This is a genomic window from Stenotrophomonas terrae (genome assembly GCF_001431465.1).
In the GTDB taxonomy this organism is placed as follows: domain Bacteria; phylum Pseudomonadota; class Gammaproteobacteria; order Xanthomonadales; family Xanthomonadaceae; genus Stenotrophomonas; species Stenotrophomonas terrae.
Map to the genome: position 1 here is coordinate 1 of NZ_LDJJ01000027.1, position 15,823 is coordinate 15,823.

Sequence of the window (15,823 nt, forward strand, 5' to 3'; positions counted from 1 at the left end):
AGGCGGTGTCGCGCTGGCGAGGGGGTATTCAGGAATTGAGGCGGCCATGTAGTGCCGAGCCATGCTCGGCAGAGGCATTACCGGGAAGCTTCACCTGTAGAGCCGAGCCATGCTCGGCTGGGGCATTACCGGGGAGGCCTCTGCCGAGCATGGCTCGGCACTACATTAGATGCTGTGCCGGGAAAGCCCCTGCCGAGCATGGCTCGGCACTACCGCCTCAGAACGTCAGGCCCTCGACGCTGGCCTCGGCCGCCTCGATCGTGTTCTGCATCAGCGTGGCCACGGTCATCGGGCCGACACCGCCCGGTACCGGGGTGATCCAACTGGCGCGCTGGGCCGCCGCCTCGAAGCCGACATCGCCAACCAGCCGGCCATCCTCCAGACGGTTGATGCCGACATCGATCACCACCGCACCCGGCTTCACCCATTCACCCGGGATCAGCTGCGGGATACCCACCGCCACCACCAGGATGTCGGCATTGCGCACCGCCTGCTCCAGCACGTCCTTGGGCGTGAACTTGTGGCAGCTGGTCACGGTGCAGCCGGCAATCAGCAGTTCCAGGCCCATCGGCCGGCCGACATGATTGCTGACGCCAACGATGGTGGCATTGCGACCACGCACCGGCTGATCGGTATGGCCAAGCAGTGTGGTGATGCCACGCGGCGTGCACGGGCGCAGGCCGAACTCGCGCAGTACCAGGTGGCCCACGTTCTGCGGGTGGAAACCATCCACGTCCTTGCGCGGGTCGATGCGCTGGATCAGGCGGTTGGCATCGGGAATGCCCGGCAAGGGCAGCTGGATCAGGATACCGTGGATCTTCGGGTCGGCATTGAGCTGGTCGATCAGGTCCAGCAGCTCGGCCTCGCTGGTGCCCTCGGGCAGGTCGTAATCAAAGGCCTCGATGCCAACCTTCTCGGCGGCGCGACGCTTGTTGCGCACATACACCGATGAGGCGGGATCGCCGCCCACCAGCACCACGGCCAGCCCCGGACGGGTGCCACCGGCCGCCAGACGGGCGTCGACACGCACCTTCAAATCGTCGAGCAGTTCCTCGGCGATACGGCGGCCATCAAGGATGCGGGAAGTCTGGGTGGAGGCGTCGGCGAGGACAGTCATGGGGCATGGCGATGAACACGGGGGCGGCTATTGTCCCTGATTACGGCCAGCGCCACACCTTGTCATGGTCCCGGCGCCGCGCCCGAACCGGAAACCGGCTCCTCCCCTGCCCCGGCAATCGCGTCCGGATTGAGGGGGCGCGACTCACGCCGCGGCGGGGTGAACGGGGTTGGCGTCGGCGCGCCCGGCATATTGCCGTAGAGCATCCCGGCACCGGCCTGCAAGCCGCCTCCGGCCATTTCCAGTTCAAAGCGCTCGGCATCGCGCCGGCGGATTTCGGTGGCGACCACATCAGCCTCATCCTCATCCACCCCCAGCTGCAGCAGCGCAGCACGGCCGAACTCCACCGCCGATTCGAAGGTTTCACGGATCTGGAAATCGACCCCGGCATGGATCAAGGCCAAGGAGTGCTCGCGGTCGAACGAGCGCACCAGCAACTTGGCCAACGGAAACTCATGACGCACCAGCTCGACGATGCGGTCGGCGGCAACCCGGTCATCCACGCAGACCGCAATCGCACGCGCTGTTTCGGCGCCAGAGGCACGCAGCACGTCCAGGCGGGTGCCGTCGCCGTAATAGATCTTGAAGCCGAAGCGGCCGGCGCTGCGGATCATCTCGATATCGTTGTCGATGATGGTCACGTCCACATCGCGCGCAAGCAACGATTGGCTGGACACCTGGCCGAAGCGGCCAAAACCAATCACCAGCACGCTGCCGGTCAGCCCATCGGCCGCATCCACGCCTTCGGTGGAGACCTGCCCTTCTTTTACCAGCAGGCGATACACCAGCATGCACAGGGGCGTCAGCGCCATCGACAACACCACCACGGCGGTCAGATTGGCATTGACCTTGGCGTCGATCACGCCCGTTGTCGCAGCAGCGGCAAACAGCACAAAGGCAAACTCGCCGCCCTGTGCCATCAGCACGCCACGGTCCAATGCCTGGCGGTGATCACTGCCCATCACCCGCGCCACACCGTAGATGCACAGCGCCTTGGCCAGCATCATCGCCGGCACCAGCAGCGCGATCACCTTCCAGTTCGACGCCACCACCGACAGGTCCAGCGCCATACCCACGCTGAGGAAGAACAGGCCGAGCAGGATGCCGCGGAAGGGCTCGATATCGGCCTCGATCTGGTGCCTGAAGGTCGACTCGGACAGCAGCACACCTGCAAGGAACGCGCCCATCGCCATCGACAGCCCGCCCAGCTGCATCAGCAACGCCGCGCCCAGCACCACCAGCAAGGCGGCCGCCGTCATCACCTCGCGCGCCTTGGCGGCAGCGAGGATGCGGAACAAGGGGTTGAGCAGATAGCGCCCCACCAATACCAGGCCAACGATGGCACCTGCACCAATGGCAATGCTCAACCAGCGCGAACCCTCCTGCGCCCCGGCCTGCACTGGCGCCATCCACGCCACAACAGCGAGCAGCGGCACGATCAGCAGGTCCTCGAACAACAGGATGGAAACGATTTTCTGCCCTGAGGGCAAAGTCAGGTCACCGCGCTCGCCAAGCAGCTGCATCACCACCGCCGTGGAGGTCAGCACGAAACCAGCAGCAGCGATGAAGGCAATCTGCGGGCGATAACCGAACATCATCGCCACGCCGGTCAGCACCAGCGCACAGGTCAGTATCTGCGCCGTACCCAGGCCGAAGATCTCCCCGCGCAGGCTCCACAGATGCGAAGGCCGCATTTCCAGGCCAATCACAAACAGGAACATCACCACGCCCAGCTCGGCCACGTGCAGGATGGCCTGCGGATCGGAGAACCAACCGAAGCCAAACGGACCGATCGCCAAACCGGCAACGAAATAGCCCAGCACGGAGCCCAGCCCCAGTCGCCGGAACAGCGGCACAGCCACCACGGCGGCGCCAAGCAAGGCGACTATCTTTACCAGTTCCGCTGAGGATTCCGCTGCCATGCCGCATCGCCTTGTAATCGTGTAGGCGCACGATAAAGCAAAAACCGTGCAGATCTGGTCACTGCCCGCCGCTCAATTCAAGCCGTGTGCGCGCAGAAGGCGGCGTAGTCGATGTAGCCCGGGAACGGGGTGCCGGGAGCACACACCGCGCATGCGGGATCTGCAGGGACGCGGGTTTCGCGGAAACGCATCTGCAATGCATCAAAGCGCAGCAGGCGCCCAACCAGCGGCTCACCGATGTCCAGCACCAGTTTGAGTACTTCGGTTGCCTGCATGATCCCGGCCAGGCCGGGCAGGACACCGAGTACACCGGCCTCGGAACAGTTGGGTGCGAATTCAGGCGGCGGCGGCTCCGGGAACAGGCAGCGATAGCACGGCGCGACACCGCGCTGACGGCCGGCATCGAACACGCTCACCTGCCCGTCAAAACGCTCGATCGCCGCATAGACCAGCGGCTTGGCGTGCTTGATGCAGGCATCGTTGAGCAGATAGCGCAGCGGAAAATTATCCGAGCCATCCAGCACCACATCGACATCCTGCAACAGCGCATCGACATTGGCCGAGGTGACACGCTCGCTGACTGCCTCGATCTCGATCCGCGGGTTCAGTGCCAACAGGCGCTCGCGCGCCGAAACCACCTTGGCGGTGCCCAGCGCGGCCTCGGTATGGATGATCTGGCGCTGCAGGTTGCTGCGCTCCACCACATCATCGTCGACGATGCGCAGGCGCCCAACACCGGCTGCGGCCAGATAGAACGCCGCCGGGGCACCGAGGCCACCTGCACCAACCACCAGCACTCGCGCCTGCTGCAGTCGGCGCTGCCCGGCCTCACCGACCTGTGGCAGCAGCAGGTGCCGCGAATAGCGGTCATAGAAGTCACGCTCACCCGCATCCAGCAAGGGCTGGACCAAGGGCAGGCCGCTCGTCCGCCAGGCGACTGTACCCCCGGCTACCGAGGCCAAATTGCTGTAACCGGCGTCCAGCAGTGCCTGCGCTGCATCGGCCGAGCGCTTGCCGCTCTGGCAGATCAGCAGGATCTCGCGCTGCTGCGCTGGCAGGTGTTGCGCCGGGTCGGCAAGCAGATCGGCCTTGGCAATACCCAGCGCGCCCTCCGCCATCCCGCCGGCCCGCTCATGCGCGTCGCGCACGTCGATCAGCAAGGCGCCATTGGCGTGGCAGGCCCGGGCCTGTTCCGGTGTCAGTTCACGGATGCTCATGGCTGGATTATCGGCCAAACGCAGCGGGCAGCGGAAATGAACCGCGCCCACGCTGCCTGTATGGGTCAAGCCTCGCGAGCGCGCCGACGACATCAACCGGCGCAAACATCGCCCCAACCATGCGCAGCAGCCAAGCGGCAAAAAACAAAAGCGGCCTTTCGGCCGCTTTCGTCTACATCACCCCGGGAGCTTGAATCGCGCCCCGGGTGCGAATCACTTTCTGCCCTTGACGTGCTTCATCAAGCGCCGCTTTGCCTTGACCTGGCGGTCGGTCAGTACGTTCTTCTTGCCTTCGTACGGGTTGGCACCCTCACGGAACAGGAAGGTCACCGGCGTACCCACCAGCTTGAAGCGCTTGCGGAAGAAGTTCTCCAGGTAGCGCTTGTACGAGTCCGGCAGTTCTTTCAGGCGCGTACCGTGCACGATGAAGGTCGGCGGATTGCTGCCACCCGGATGCACGTAACGCAGCTTGGAGACATGGCCACGGATGCTCGGCGGCGGGTTGGCTTCGTACGCCACTTCCAGCGCCTTGTTGACCTCGGCCGTGCTGAACTCATGCGTCGCCGAGGCATGCGCCCGGTGAATCGCCTTGAACAACTCGCGCAGGCCGGAGCCGTGCAGCGCGGAAATCCGCACGTTCTCGGCCCACGGCACGAAGCCGAGCTTCAGCGACAACAGGGTTTCAGCCTGCTGCTTGTCGTACTCGCTCAGGCCGTCCCACTTGTTGATCGCAATGACCAGCGCACGGCCGGCATCCAGCACCGCGCCCAGCACGCTGGCGTCCTGATCGGTCACGCCCTCGTGGGCGTCCAGCATCAGCACCGCCACCTGGCACTGCTCGATCGAGCGCAGCGTCTTGACCACGCTGAACTTCTCCACCACTTCCTCGACCCGCGCCTTGCGGCGCAGACCGGCGGTGTCGATCAAGCGGTACAGCTGGCCTTCGCGCTCCAGGTCCACCGCAATCGAATCGCGGGTGGTACCGGGCACTTCGGACGCAATCATCCGCTCCTCACCGAGAATGCGGTTCACCAGCGTCGACTTGCCCACGTTCGGGCGGCCAACGAAGGCAATGCGGATGCGATCCGGATCGTTGTCCAGGGTCTCGGCCGTGCCTTCTTCGGGCATGCGCTCGACAATTTCTTCAACCAGATCGTCGATGCCCTGCCGGTGCGCGGCAGAGACCGTCAGCATCTCGCTGAAGCCATAACGGGAGAACTCCGAACGAACGGCATGTTCGTCCGTACCGTCGATCTTGTTGATCAACAGCAAAGTAGGCCGCGCAAGTTTGCGCAGCCAAGACAGGATCTCGTCATCCAGGGCCGACGTGCCATCACGCGCGTCAACAACAAATACGATCAGATCCGCCTCACCGGCGGCGGCTCGGGCTTGGCGCGCAGTGGCGCCAGCCAGCCCTTCCTCTTCACCGGCGATACCACCGGTATCGACGATCAGGAAGGGATTGTCCTCATCAAGACGGCAGACACCGTAGTTGCGATCGCGGGTAACACCCGGCTGGTCATGGACCAGCGCATCGCGCGTACGGGTCAACAGATTGAAAATAGTGGACTTACCGACGTTCGGTCGTCCAACCAGGGCGACCAAAGGCAGCATCGCTATAACTCCTTATTGGGCCAACCGGAATGCGGTCAGCTTTCCATCAACGTTCTGCACCAGCAGGATGCCGTCAGCAACGACCGGCTGCGCCAGCAGAGCATCACCACCACTCTTCGCACGCGCAGCCAATTCACCATCGCTCAACCGCAGCCAATGCAGATATCCCTTGTAATCCCCCACCACGGCATAGTCACCCTGGATGGCGGCACCGGTCAGCGAGCGGCGAGCCAGCGCCTGCTGTGACCACATTGCCGAGCCGGAATTCTTGTCCAGCCCGTATACAGAACCCTTGCCGTCGGTGACCACGACATTGCCGGAGGACACCGCAACACCGCCGCCACCGCCATGGTCACGCGACCACATCGGGCGACCGGTCGGGCCTTCGATGGCCATGGTCTGGTTCTTGAAGCTGGTCACATACAGCGTATTACCTTCCAGCACCGGGGCGCCGTCAATATCCGCCATGCGCTCCAGCTCGGTACGGCCTTCCGGCGTACCCACCATCTGCTCCCACAGCGGACGGCCATCCTGCATCGACAGGGCGGCGACAGTGCCGTCGTCGTTGCCGATGAACAGCACGCCCGGGCCGGTCACCACCGGCGCGTTGCCACGCACGGTCAGCGAAGGCAGTTCCTGCGCATTGAACCAGCGCTGTTCGCCGGTAGCGGCATCCAGCGCGGTGGTGCGGCCATCATTGCTGCGCACGAACACCAGACCCTGGGCCACGGCCGGGGCGGCAATCACTTCGCCGGTGACCTTGGACTTCCACTTTTCGCTGCCATTGGCCGCGTCCAGTGCAATCACCTGCCCATCCAGCGTGCCGATCACCACCAGGCCATCGCCAACGCCCGGACCACCGGAAAGACGCAGCTTGGGCTTCTTCTTTTCCTTGGCCGGGCTGTATTCCCAGATTTCCTTGCCGGTCTGCAGATCCAGCGCATGCACGCCGCCCTGCACCGCTGCCGCGTAGACGCGGCCATCGGCAACCACCGGACCCTGACGCAGGCCGATACGGCCCTCGCCCTTGCCGACGTTGGCCGACCAGATCTTGTCGACCCTGGCGGTCGGCTCGAACTTGGTCAGTTCGGCCGGCTCCAGCGCCTTCTTGGCCGCAGCGTCCTTACCGGCAAACCAGCCCTTGACCGTGGAACAACCGGTCAAGGCCACTGCCATCAAGGCAATGCCTGCAACTTGCTTGAACTTCATCAATTCTTCTCCGCTGCAGGATCAGCCACGGTACCGCCGGCGTCCATCAATTTGGTTTCCAGCAAGCGGCGCTGCGGTGCAGCCACGTCCAGCTTGGCCAGCGCTTGGGTGTATAGCTCACGCGCTTCATCACGCTTGCCCTGCGCAATCAAGGCGTCGCCACGGATTTCCAGACCAGAACTGTCATCGGCCGCGCCCAGCAGGGTCGCCGCTTCCTGGGGCTTGCCGGTCTCGATCAGCAGCCGCGCAATGCGCTGGTCGATCAGGGTCTTGAACTCCCCCTCGACCTTGAGCGCGCGCAGCGTCTTGATCGCGTCCTCGCTCTTGCCCGCCTCAACCTGAGCCTTGGCCAGCTCCAGCGAAGCCAGGTCGGCATAAATGCCAGCCTTGCCACCGCCCAGCGCCGCTACCTCTTTGGCCGCCTCGTCCAGGTTCTTGGACTGCAGGCTGCGCGCCACGGCTTCATAACGGACATTGGCGTCGGCCAGCTTGCCGACCTGCTCTTTCTGCCACCACTGCCAGCCGGCAATAGCGCCAATACCGAGAACTACTCCGCCGATAATCCCGGCGCCATTCTTGCGCAGCCACGTGCGGACACGTTCGCTTTGTTCGTGCTCGTCGAGCAGGTCGTCAATCGCCATGCGTACTCTCGCTCACCCTGGCGGGGAGCCTTGTTGTTTTGTTCGACGCCTGGTTTCAGTGTGAAACCGGCGCCACGGAGCCGTCAGAGGATACCGTAAAGCGGGCCACATTACCGCGCTTGTACGGAGCCAGGTCGACGTTACCCGCCGCCTGCTGAACCTCAACCTCGGCCGCATTGCCCAACACCATGCGCCCCACCTGGCCGGCTGCAAAGCTACGCTTTTCACCCGCCCGCACCAGCGCCTTTTCGACCGTGGCACCGTCCGGAGCGGAAATATCCACCCAGCTGTCGCCCTTGAAATTCAGCGTCAGCGCCGACGGAGCCGCCGCCGCGGGCCGTGCCAGCGGTGCCATCGAGGCGATATAGGGGCCATTGTCGGGAGCCGCGACCGGCGCCGCCGCAATCGGCGACTGGACCGGCGCAGACGGCTGGCCGCCAGCATCCGTCGCCGGCACCACGTCCAACGAGGCGGTACTTGGCGGAGCGCTATTGGAATTGCCGCTGATCACATACCAGACCGGTACGGCCAGCACGGCAGTGATCACCACGTAGACCGCGCGCCGGCCGATGTTCTCGGCCGCACGCCGCAGCCGCGGGGTATGCGTATGACTGACCAGCTTGGGCGGCTCGACCGGCGCGATCTTGGCCTGCTCCAGCAAACCACCCAGATCGACCTTCAGCAGGCGCGCATAGCTACGCAGCTGGCCGCGCACGAATACCGGAGCGCCCAGTCGCGACCATTGTTCAGCTTCCAGCGCCGCCACCACCTGCACCGGCATGCGCAACTGCCCGCCCACCTGATCCAATGACAACCCGGCGGCCTCTCGCGCCTTGCGCAGCTGCTCGCCGCAACCCAGTACACCTTCTAAAGCATTTACACCCGGATCATTGATCACAATGCATCAGCCTTGGGGATTCGAGGTTGCCGCTGAAGGAAACTCTTCGCGCAACCGCTGTTGGAACCGACCGGCCGCCATCCTGTCGCCGAGTCGCTCTTCAATCTGAATGGCAAGTTGTAACACGGAAACCGTGGCCGGCGCAGCCGCCAAACGCCGCTGGTAGAAGGCTCTGGCCTCAAAGTAACGACCATTCAACACTTCATTGCGGGTCATCGACTCCAGCGCATAGGCATTGGTCGGGGCCAAGGCCAGGGCCTGACGAAGATTCTCTTCGGCGCGTTCGCGCTGGCCGGCCGCCAGTGCACAGCCGCCGGCATTGGCCAGGGCATCGGCGCGGCCACCGTAGTTCGGGTCAGCGAGGGCGCGGTCAAACCAGACCAGCGCCTCGGCGGGATGGCCGTTGCTGCACAGCCAGGCGCCGTAATTATTAAGCACATCACCCTGCTGCGGCGCCAATTCGGCGGCCTTGCGATAAAGCGCCCCGGCCGCCTCGGCCTGGCCCCTATGCCCTTCGATCACCGCCTGCATGGTGTAGGCATCAGGCGAGGCGGGTTCCAGCTTCTGTGCCGAGCGCGCGAACTGCAGCGCCTCGTCGAGCTGGCCACGGCCAAAGCGATCACCGGACAGGCGCAGGAACTCCTGGTAGCGCATGCGTTTATGTGCGGTCTTGTCCTGTTTGACGCTGTAGTCCGGCGCCACGACCCGCGGCCGGCCTATCTTGAGATTGTCGCGCCCGCACGCTGCGGTGAGCGCGACCAGAACCAGCAGCACTATCCAGCGATCAGGCGACCGCATCCCCGCCTTCCTGTTCCTGCAGCAGACGGTTGAACTCGGCCTGGCGACGCGTGCGATCCATCACCTGCCCCTTGAGCTGGCCACAGGCGGCATCGATGTCGTCGCCACGGGTACGGCGCACCATGGTCAGCACCTGCGAATCGAGCAGAATCTTCTGGAAGGCACGGATCTGCTCTTCGTCCGAGCGCTCGTAGCGAGTGCCTGGGAATGGATTGAACGGAATCAGGTTGACCTTGCCCGAATCCTTGGCCTGCACCGCATTGTCGAACTGGCGCATCAAGCGGGCCAGCTGGCGGGCATGCTCGGGCTGGTCGTTGATGCCCTTCATCAAGGTGTATTCAAAGGTCACCGAGTCACGCTTCTTGTTGCCGCGCAGGTAACGCGCGCAGGAAGCCATCAGCTCGGCGATCGGGTATTTCTTGTTGAGCGGCACCAGCGTCTCGCGCAGCTCATCGTTGGGCGCGTGCAGCGACACCGCCAGCGACACATCGCTCTCGACCGACAGGCGATCGATCTGCGGCACCAGGCCCGAGGTGGACAAGGTCACGCGCTTGTTGGCCAGGCCATAACCAAGGTCATCGCGCATGATGCTCATCGCGCGGATGACATTGTCGAAATTCATCAACGGCTCGCCCATGCCCATCATCACCACGTTGGTGAGACGACGCATCTGGTGCGGCACATTGCCCAGGTGACGCGCAGCGATCCACACCTGGCCGATGATCTCGGCGGTGCTGAGGTTGCGGTTGAAACCCTGGGTAGCGGTTGAGCAGAACGTGCAGTTCAACGCACAACCGACCTGCGAGGACACGCACAGCGTGCCGCGGGTCTTGTCGGGGATATAGACGGTTTCGATGGCGTTCTTGCCATCCACGCCCATCGCCAGCAACCACTTGTGGGTGCCATCGGTCGAGGGCTTGTCGAACACGATATTCGGGACGACGACCTCGGCATGCTGCTGCAGCTTGGCGCGCAGCGACTTGCCGAGGTCGGTCATCTGATCGAAATCGGTGACGTAGCGATGGTGGATCCACTTCATCACCTGATGGGCACGGAACTTCTTCTCGCCAAGAATATCGACGAAGAAATGCTCCAGGCCCGCGCGATCAAGGTCGAGCAGGTTCTGCTTGCCAGCGGTCGTTGCCGTTTTCGGCAGCGGCTGGATGGCGGGTGTCTGTACGACCTCGTTCACGACTTCAACCTCTAATTAACGCGAAACCACTTCGGTGGCAGCAAAGAAGTAAGCCACTTCGTTGGCTGCGTTCTCGACCGAATCCGAACCGTGCGCGGCATTGGCGTCGATCGAATCAGCGAAATCGGCGCGGATGGTACCCGGAGCAGCGTCCTTCGGGTTGGTGGCACCCAGCAGGTCGCGGTGGGCCAGGACGGCGTTCTCGCCTTCCAGGGCCTGGATCATCACCGGGCCGGAGATCATGAACTCGACCAGGGCGTTGAAGAACGGACGCTCGCGGTGCACGGCGTAGAAGCCTTCGGCTTCACGGCGCGACAGCTGCTTGTACTTGGCAGCCACAACCTTCAGGCCGGCCTTTTCGAAGCGGGCGTAGATTTCGCCGATCACGTTCTTGGCAACGGCGTCGGGCTTGATGATGGAAAGAGTGCGCTCCAGCGCCATGGGAATTCTCCGATATTGGGCCGGTCGGCCCGAGGGTACATTAAAAAAACCCGCGTGCGGACGCGGGCTTAGCCTGAATTGCGGTGGCTAATTCTACCGGGTGACTCTGCCCTTTGCACAGCGGCAGATGAATGATGCTGCGACGCAGCATGACCTGAACGAGCCGGCGGGCGTAGGATCCAAACAATCGTTTGATTGATTGAGCCAGCCATGGGCAAACCCGCCAGCTTCTCCACCAAGGACCGCATTCTCGGCGCGGCCGAGGAACTGTTCGCCCAGTACGGCTTTGCCGGCACCTCGCTGCGCCAGGTGACCAGTCACGCCGATGTAAACATCGCTGCGGTCAACTACCACTTCGGGTCCAAGGACAACCTGGTCAATGAAGTGTTCCGCCGCCGCATGGACGAGATGACTGCTGCCCGCCTGGGCCAGCTGGAAATGGCCCGCAGCACGCACCCGGGCGACTTGCGCGCGGTATTGGCCGCCTTCGTCGAGCCGGCCCTGGCCTTGGCCCAGGACCGCCAGAGCGGCGGTGCCTTCGTCCGCGTCATCGCCCGCGCCTATGCCGAGAAGAACGACAACCTGCGCAAGTTCCTGTCCGACCACTACGGCCATGTATTGCGCGAGTTCGGCAAGGCCATCGGCGCCTGCGTGCCGGGACTGAGCAAGGAAGAGCTGTACTGGCGCCTGGACTTCCTGGCCGGTTCGCTGACCTACGCCATGGCTGATTTCGGACTGATCAAGCGCCCAGCCAACATCAGCGAGGCCGAGCACCGCAGCAAGGCCGCGCAGGAACTGATCCATTTCGCCGAAGCCGGTTTCCGCGCCAGCGTGCGCAACCCGGCCTCCCCCGCTGTTTCCTGATCCAACCGTCATCGCAGACCAAAGGTTTATCGATATGTCCAATTCCCTGCTTGTCCGCCGCGCCGCCGTCCTTGGCGCAGGCGTCATGGGTGCGCAGATCGCCGCCCACCTGACCAATGCCGGCGTCGACACGGTGTTGTTCGACCTCGCCGCCAAGGAAGGTCCTGCCGACGGCATCGTGCTCAAGGCCATTGCCAACCTGGGCAAGCTGAGCCCGGCACCGCTGGCCAGCAAGGGGCTGGCCGAAGCCATCACCCCGGCCAACTACGACTCCGGTCTGGAGCAGCTGCGTGACTGCGACCTGATCATCGAAGCCATCGCTGAACGCATGGATTGGAAACAGGACCTGTACAAGAAGATCGCGCCATTCGTGAACAAACACGCGGTGCTGGCCTCCAACACCTCGGGCCTGGGCATCAACAAGCTGGCCGACGTGCTACCGGAAGAACTGCGCCACCGCTTCACCGGCGTGCATTTCTTCAACCCGCCGCGCTACATGCACCTGGCCGAGCTGATCCCGGCCAAGGCCACCGACAAGGCGGTGCTGGAAGGCCTGGAAACCTTCCTGACCACCAACCTGGGCAAGGGCGTGGTCTACGCCAAGGACACCCCGAACTTCATCGGCAACCGCATCGGCGTGTTCTCGATCCTGTCCACCATCCACCACACCCAGCAGTTCGGCCTGGGCTTTGATGAAGTGGACGGCTTGACCGGCCCGCTGGTTGGCCGCCCGAAGTCGGCGACCTACCGCACCTCCGACGTGGTTGGCCTGGACACCATGGCCCACGTCATCAAGACCATGGGCGACACCCTGCCTGACGACCCGTGGCACAAGTACTTCAACGCGCCGGCATGGCTGGGCGCGCTGATCAGCAAGGGTGCGCTGGGCCAGAAGACCGGCGCCGGCATCTTCCGCAAGGTCGGCAAGGACATCATGGTCATTGACCTTGAGAAGCAGGACTACCGACCGGCCGACCGCGCTGCCGCGCCGGAAGTGGTCGAGATCCTGAAGATCAAGAACCCGGCCGAGAAGTTCGCCAAGCTGCGCGAGAGCCAGCACCCGCACGCACAGTTCCTGTGGGCGACCTTCCGCGACCTGTTCCATTACAGCGCCTACCACCTGGCCGATATCGCCGAAACCGCACGCGACGTGGACCTGGCCATCCGCTGGGGCTACGGCTGGTCGCTGGGTCCGTTCGAGACCTGGCAGGCCGCCGGCTGGAAGCAGGTGGCGCAGTGGATCGCCGACGACATCGCCGCTGGCAAGAGCATGAGCAATGCGCCGCTGCCGGCATGGGTGCTGGACGGCCGTGACGGTGTGCATGCCGCCGAAGGCAGCTACAGCCCGACCCAGAATGCACTGGTGCCGCGTTCGTCGCTGCCGGTCTACCAGCGTCAGCGCTTCCCGGATGCATTGCTGGGCGAGAAGTTCGCCCAGGGCGAGACCGTGTTCGAGAACGACGGCATCCGCCTGTGGACCGACGGTGACGGCATCGGCGTCATCAGCTTCAAGACCAAGATGAACACCGTTTCCGACCAGGTATTGGACGGCATCCAGCACGCCATCGGCCTGTCGGAGAAGCAGTTCAAGGGCGTGGTGATCTGGCAGAACAAGGAGCCCTTCTCCGCCGGTGCTGACCTGTCCGGCGCGCTTGGCGCCTTGAAGGCCGGCAAGTTCGCCGAGTTCGAGGCGATGGTTGCCAACTTCCAGCGCACCAGCCAGCGCATCAAGTACGCCACCGTGCCGGTTGTCACCGCGGTTCGTGGCCTGGCGCTGGGCGGCGGTTGCGAATTCCAGATGCATGCGGCCAAGTCGGTTGCAGCGCTGGAAAGCTATATCGGCCTGGTCGAAGCCGGTGTCGGCCTGCTGCCGGCCGGTGGTGGCCTGAAGGAAATCGCCGTGCGTGCCTCGCAGGCCGCTGGTACGGACGGCGACGTGTTCGCCGAGCTGAAGAAGACCTTTGAAACCGTGGCCATGGCCAAGGTCTCCAACTCGGCGGTAAACGCCAAGGAACTGGGCCTGATGCGCGGCACCGACAAGGTCGTGTTCAACAGCTTCGAGCTGCTGCACATCGCCAAGGCCGAAGTCACAGCACTGGCCGAAGGCGGCTACCGTCCGCCGCTGCCGGCACGCCGCATCCGCGTGGCCGGTGACGTCGGCATCGCCACCTTCAAGATGATGCTGGTCAACATGCTCGAAGGCCGCTTCATCAGCCCCTACGACTACGAGATCGCCGAGCGCATCGCCACCGTGCTGTGCGGCGGCAAGGTCGATCGCAACACCGTGGTCGACGAAGAGTGGCTGCTGACCCTGGAGCGCAAGCACTTCGTTGAACTGGCCCAGCAGGAAAAGACCCAGGCCCGCATCGCGCACATGCTGACCACCGGCAAGCCGCTGCGGAACTGAGTGAGCGTGCCTCGGGGTGGCGTTGCCAGCGCCGCCCTCGCCCGCCCTCACGCTCACACCTATTGAAGAGATCACTGCAATGACCAAGCAAATCCAGGACGCCTACATCGTCGCCGCCACCCGCACCCCGGTTGGCAAGGCGCCCAAGGGCATGTTCCGCAACACCCGTCCGGACGACATGCTCGCCCACGTGCTTCGCTCCGTGGTCGCCCAAGCCCCGGGCGTGGACGTCAACCGCATCGACGACGCCATCATCGGTTGCGCCATGCCCGAAGCCGAGCAAGGCATGAACGTCGCACGCATTGGCGTGCTGCTGGCTGGCCTGCCCAACACCATCGCCGCGCAGACGGTGAACCGCTTCTGCTCGTCCGGCCTGCAGGCCGTGGCCATGGCCGCCGACCAGATCCGCCTGGGCAACAGCGACCTGATGCTGGCCGGCGGCACCGAGTCGATGTCGATGGTGCCGATGATGGGCAACAAGATCGCGATGGCACCGAGCGTGTTCGACAACGATCACGTCGCCATTGCCTACGGCATGGGTATCACTGCCGAGAAGGTGGCCGAGGAATGGAAGGTCTCGCGCGAGGAGCAGGACGCGTTCGCGCTGGCCTCGCACCAGAAGGCCATCGCTGCGATCCAGAACGGCGAATTCAAGGACGAGATCAGCCCCTACGATATCGTCTCGCACCTGCCTGACCTGGCCGATGGCAAGCGCATCATCACCCGCAACAAGCTGGCCGACACCGACGAAGGCCCGCGCCTGGACTCGTCGGCTGAAGGCCTGGCCAAGCTGCGTCCGGTGTTCCGCAACGGCCAGTTCGGCGGCTCGGTTACCGCCGGCAACTCCTCGCAGATGAGCGATGGCGCCGGTGCGGTGCTGCTGGCATCGGAACAGGCGATCAAGGATTACGGCCTGACCCCGCTGGCCCGCTTCGTCAGCTTCTCGGTCGCCGGCGTGCGCCCGGAAGTGATGGGCATCGGCCCGATCGCCGCTATTCCCAAGGCCTTGAAACAGGCTGGCCTGAGCCAGGATCAGCTGGACTGGATCGAACTCAACGAAGCCTTTGCCGCGCAGTCGCTGGCAGTCATCCGTGATTGCGGCCTGGACCCGTCCAAGGTCAACCCGCTGGGCGGCGCCATTGCCCTGGGCCACCCGCTGGGTGCCACCGGCGCGATCCGTACCGCCACCCTGCTGCACGGCCTGCGCCGTCGCCAGCAGAAGTACGGCATGGTGACGATGTGTATTGGTACCGGCATGGGCGCTGCGGGTATTTTTGAGTCGCTGTAAGCGGTTTGTTGCAAGATTGATTGAAGAAGGCGGCCGCAAGGCCGCCTTCTTTTTCTGCTGTGTTTGTGGCGAAGAGCTACCCCTCTCCCCAACCCCTCTCCCGCAAGGGGAGAGGGGCTAATGCACCGCGAGCGCAAGCATCCTGTGCAACTGCAGCTGTAGCCCCTCTCCCCTCGCGGGGCGAGCGAGAGCAGTTTGCGAACCCTTGGTTCGCT

At 64.1% G+C, this 15,823-nt stretch carries 13 protein-coding genes; 3 read left to right on the forward strand and 10 right to left on the reverse strand.

Annotated elements, in window-relative coordinates; translation table 11 throughout:
• Positions 1 to 217: 217 nt before the first annotated feature.
• The 10 genes from folD to ndk all read right to left on the reverse strand — a co-directional run bounded on the left by folD (position 218) and on the right by ndk (position 11,049).
• The gene (gene folD / locus ABB27_RS08070) at positions 218 to 1,117 is read right to left on the reverse strand and encodes a bifunctional methylenetetrahydrofolate dehydrogenase/methenyltetrahydrofolate cyclohydrolase FolD (protein WP_057628175.1); all 900 of its coding nucleotides are present in this window, start codon (positions 1,115 to 1,117) and stop codon (positions 218 to 220) included.
• Positions 1,118 to 1,179: 62 nt separating this feature from the next.
• Positions 1,180 to 3,039, reverse strand: a complete 1,860-nt coding sequence (locus ABB27_RS08075) for a monovalent cation:proton antiporter-2 (CPA2) family protein (RefSeq protein WP_057628177.1) — start codon at positions 3,037 to 3,039, stop codon at positions 1,180 to 1,182.
• A gap of 77 nt (positions 3,040 to 3,116) precedes the next feature.
• Entirely contained in the window at positions 3,117 to 4,256 is a 1,140-nt protein-coding gene (gene moeB, locus ABB27_RS08080; protein ID WP_057628179.1) for a molybdopterin-synthase adenylyltransferase MoeB, read from the reverse strand.
• Between the two features lie 213 nt (positions 4,257 to 4,469).
• Complete coding sequence (gene der, locus ABB27_RS08085) at positions 4,470 to 5,870, reverse strand: ribosome biogenesis GTPase Der (RefSeq protein ID WP_057628180.1); 1,401 nt, start codon at positions 5,868 to 5,870, stop codon at positions 4,470 to 4,472.
• A gap of 12 nt (positions 5,871 to 5,882) precedes the next feature.
• Positions 5,883 to 7,079, reverse strand: a complete 1,197-nt coding sequence (gene bamB, locus ABB27_RS08090; protein ID WP_057628181.1) for an outer membrane protein assembly factor BamB — start codon at positions 7,077 to 7,079, stop codon at positions 5,883 to 5,885.
• Positions 7,079 to 7,720 (reverse strand): YfgM family protein, encoded by a 642-nt coding sequence (locus ABB27_RS08095; protein WP_057628184.1) that lies wholly within the window; start codon positions 7,718 to 7,720, stop codon positions 7,079 to 7,081. The genes bamB and ABB27_RS08095 overlap by 1 nt, the downstream gene beginning before the upstream one ends.
• A gap of 55 nt (positions 7,721 to 7,775) precedes the next feature.
• On the reverse strand, positions 7,776 to 8,618 hold the full coding sequence (locus ABB27_RS08100) for a helix-turn-helix domain-containing protein (RefSeq protein WP_057628186.1): 843 nt from the start codon (positions 8,616 to 8,618) through the stop codon (positions 7,776 to 7,778).
• Positions 8,619 to 8,624: 6 nt separating this feature from the next.
• The gene (gene pilW, locus ABB27_RS08105; protein WP_425477515.1) at positions 8,625 to 9,392 is read right to left on the reverse strand and encodes a type IV pilus biogenesis/stability protein PilW; all 768 of its coding nucleotides are present in this window, start codon (positions 9,390 to 9,392) and stop codon (positions 8,625 to 8,627) included.
• Positions 9,393 to 9,402: 10 nt separating this feature from the next.
• Positions 9,403 to 10,608, reverse strand: coding sequence for a dual-specificity RNA methyltransferase RlmN (gene rlmN / locus ABB27_RS08110; RefSeq protein ID WP_057628191.1), 1,206 nt, complete (start codon positions 10,606 to 10,608; stop codon positions 9,403 to 9,405).
• A 15-nt stretch (positions 10,609 to 10,623) separates the two neighbouring features.
• A complete protein-coding gene (gene ndk / locus ABB27_RS08115) occupies positions 10,624 to 11,049 on the reverse strand; it encodes a nucleoside-diphosphate kinase (protein ID WP_057628193.1) in 426 nt (141 codons plus the stop codon).
• 210 nt (positions 11,050 to 11,259) lie between these two features.
• On the opposite strand from ndk, the gene ABB27_RS08120 reads away from it, so the two are divergent.
• The 3 genes from ABB27_RS08120 to ABB27_RS08130 all read left to right on the forward strand — a co-directional run bounded on the left by ABB27_RS08120 (position 11,260) and on the right by ABB27_RS08130 (position 15,608).
• Positions 11,260 to 11,913, forward strand: coding sequence for a TetR/AcrR family transcriptional regulator (locus ABB27_RS08120; protein ID WP_057628195.1), 654 nt, complete (start codon positions 11,260 to 11,262; stop codon positions 11,911 to 11,913).
• A gap of 34 nt (positions 11,914 to 11,947) precedes the next feature.
• Complete coding sequence (locus ABB27_RS08125) at positions 11,948 to 14,320, forward strand: 3-hydroxyacyl-CoA dehydrogenase/enoyl-CoA hydratase family protein (protein ID WP_057628196.1); 2,373 nt, start codon at positions 11,948 to 11,950, stop codon at positions 14,318 to 14,320.
• 79 nt (positions 14,321 to 14,399) lie between these two features.
• The gene (locus ABB27_RS08130; protein WP_057628198.1) at positions 14,400 to 15,608 is read left to right on the forward strand and encodes an acetyl-CoA C-acyltransferase; all 1,209 of its coding nucleotides are present in this window, start codon (positions 14,400 to 14,402) and stop codon (positions 15,606 to 15,608) included.
• Positions 15,609 to 15,823: the final 215 nt, after the last annotated feature.

Coding starts and splice junctions, on each gene's coding strand:
- folD (WP_057628175.1), bottom strand. CDS start 1,117: ATGACTGTCCTCGCCGACGCCTCCACCCAGACTTCCCGCATCCTTGAT.
- ndk (WP_057628193.1), bottom strand. CDS start 11,049: ATGGCGCTGGAGCGCACTCTTTCCATCATCAAGCCCGACGCCGTTGCC.
- der (WP_057628180.1), bottom strand. CDS start 5,870: ATGCTGCCTTTGGTCGCCCTGGTTGGACGACCGAACGTCGGTAAGTCC.
- ABB27_RS08120 (WP_057628195.1), top strand. CDS start 11,260: ATGGGCAAACCCGCCAGCTTCTCCACCAAGGACCGCATTCTCGGCGCG.
- ABB27_RS08095 (WP_057628184.1), bottom strand. CDS start 7,720: ATGGCGATTGACGACCTGCTCGACGAGCACGAACAAAGCGAACGTGTC.
- moeB (WP_057628179.1), bottom strand. CDS start 4,256: ATGAGCATCCGTGAACTGACACCGGAACAGGCCCGGGCCTGCCACGCC.
- bamB (WP_057628181.1), bottom strand. CDS start 7,079: ATGAAGTTCAAGCAAGTTGCAGGCATTGCCTTGATGGCAGTGGCCTTG.
- ABB27_RS08130 (WP_057628198.1), top strand. CDS start 14,400: ATGACCAAGCAAATCCAGGACGCCTACATCGTCGCCGCCACCCGCACC.
- ABB27_RS08075 (WP_057628177.1), bottom strand. CDS start 3,039: ATGGCAGCGGAATCCTCAGCGGAACTGGTAAAGATAGTCGCCTTGCTT.
- ABB27_RS08125 (WP_057628196.1), top strand. CDS start 11,948: ATGTCCAATTCCCTGCTTGTCCGCCGCGCCGCCGTCCTTGGCGCAGGC.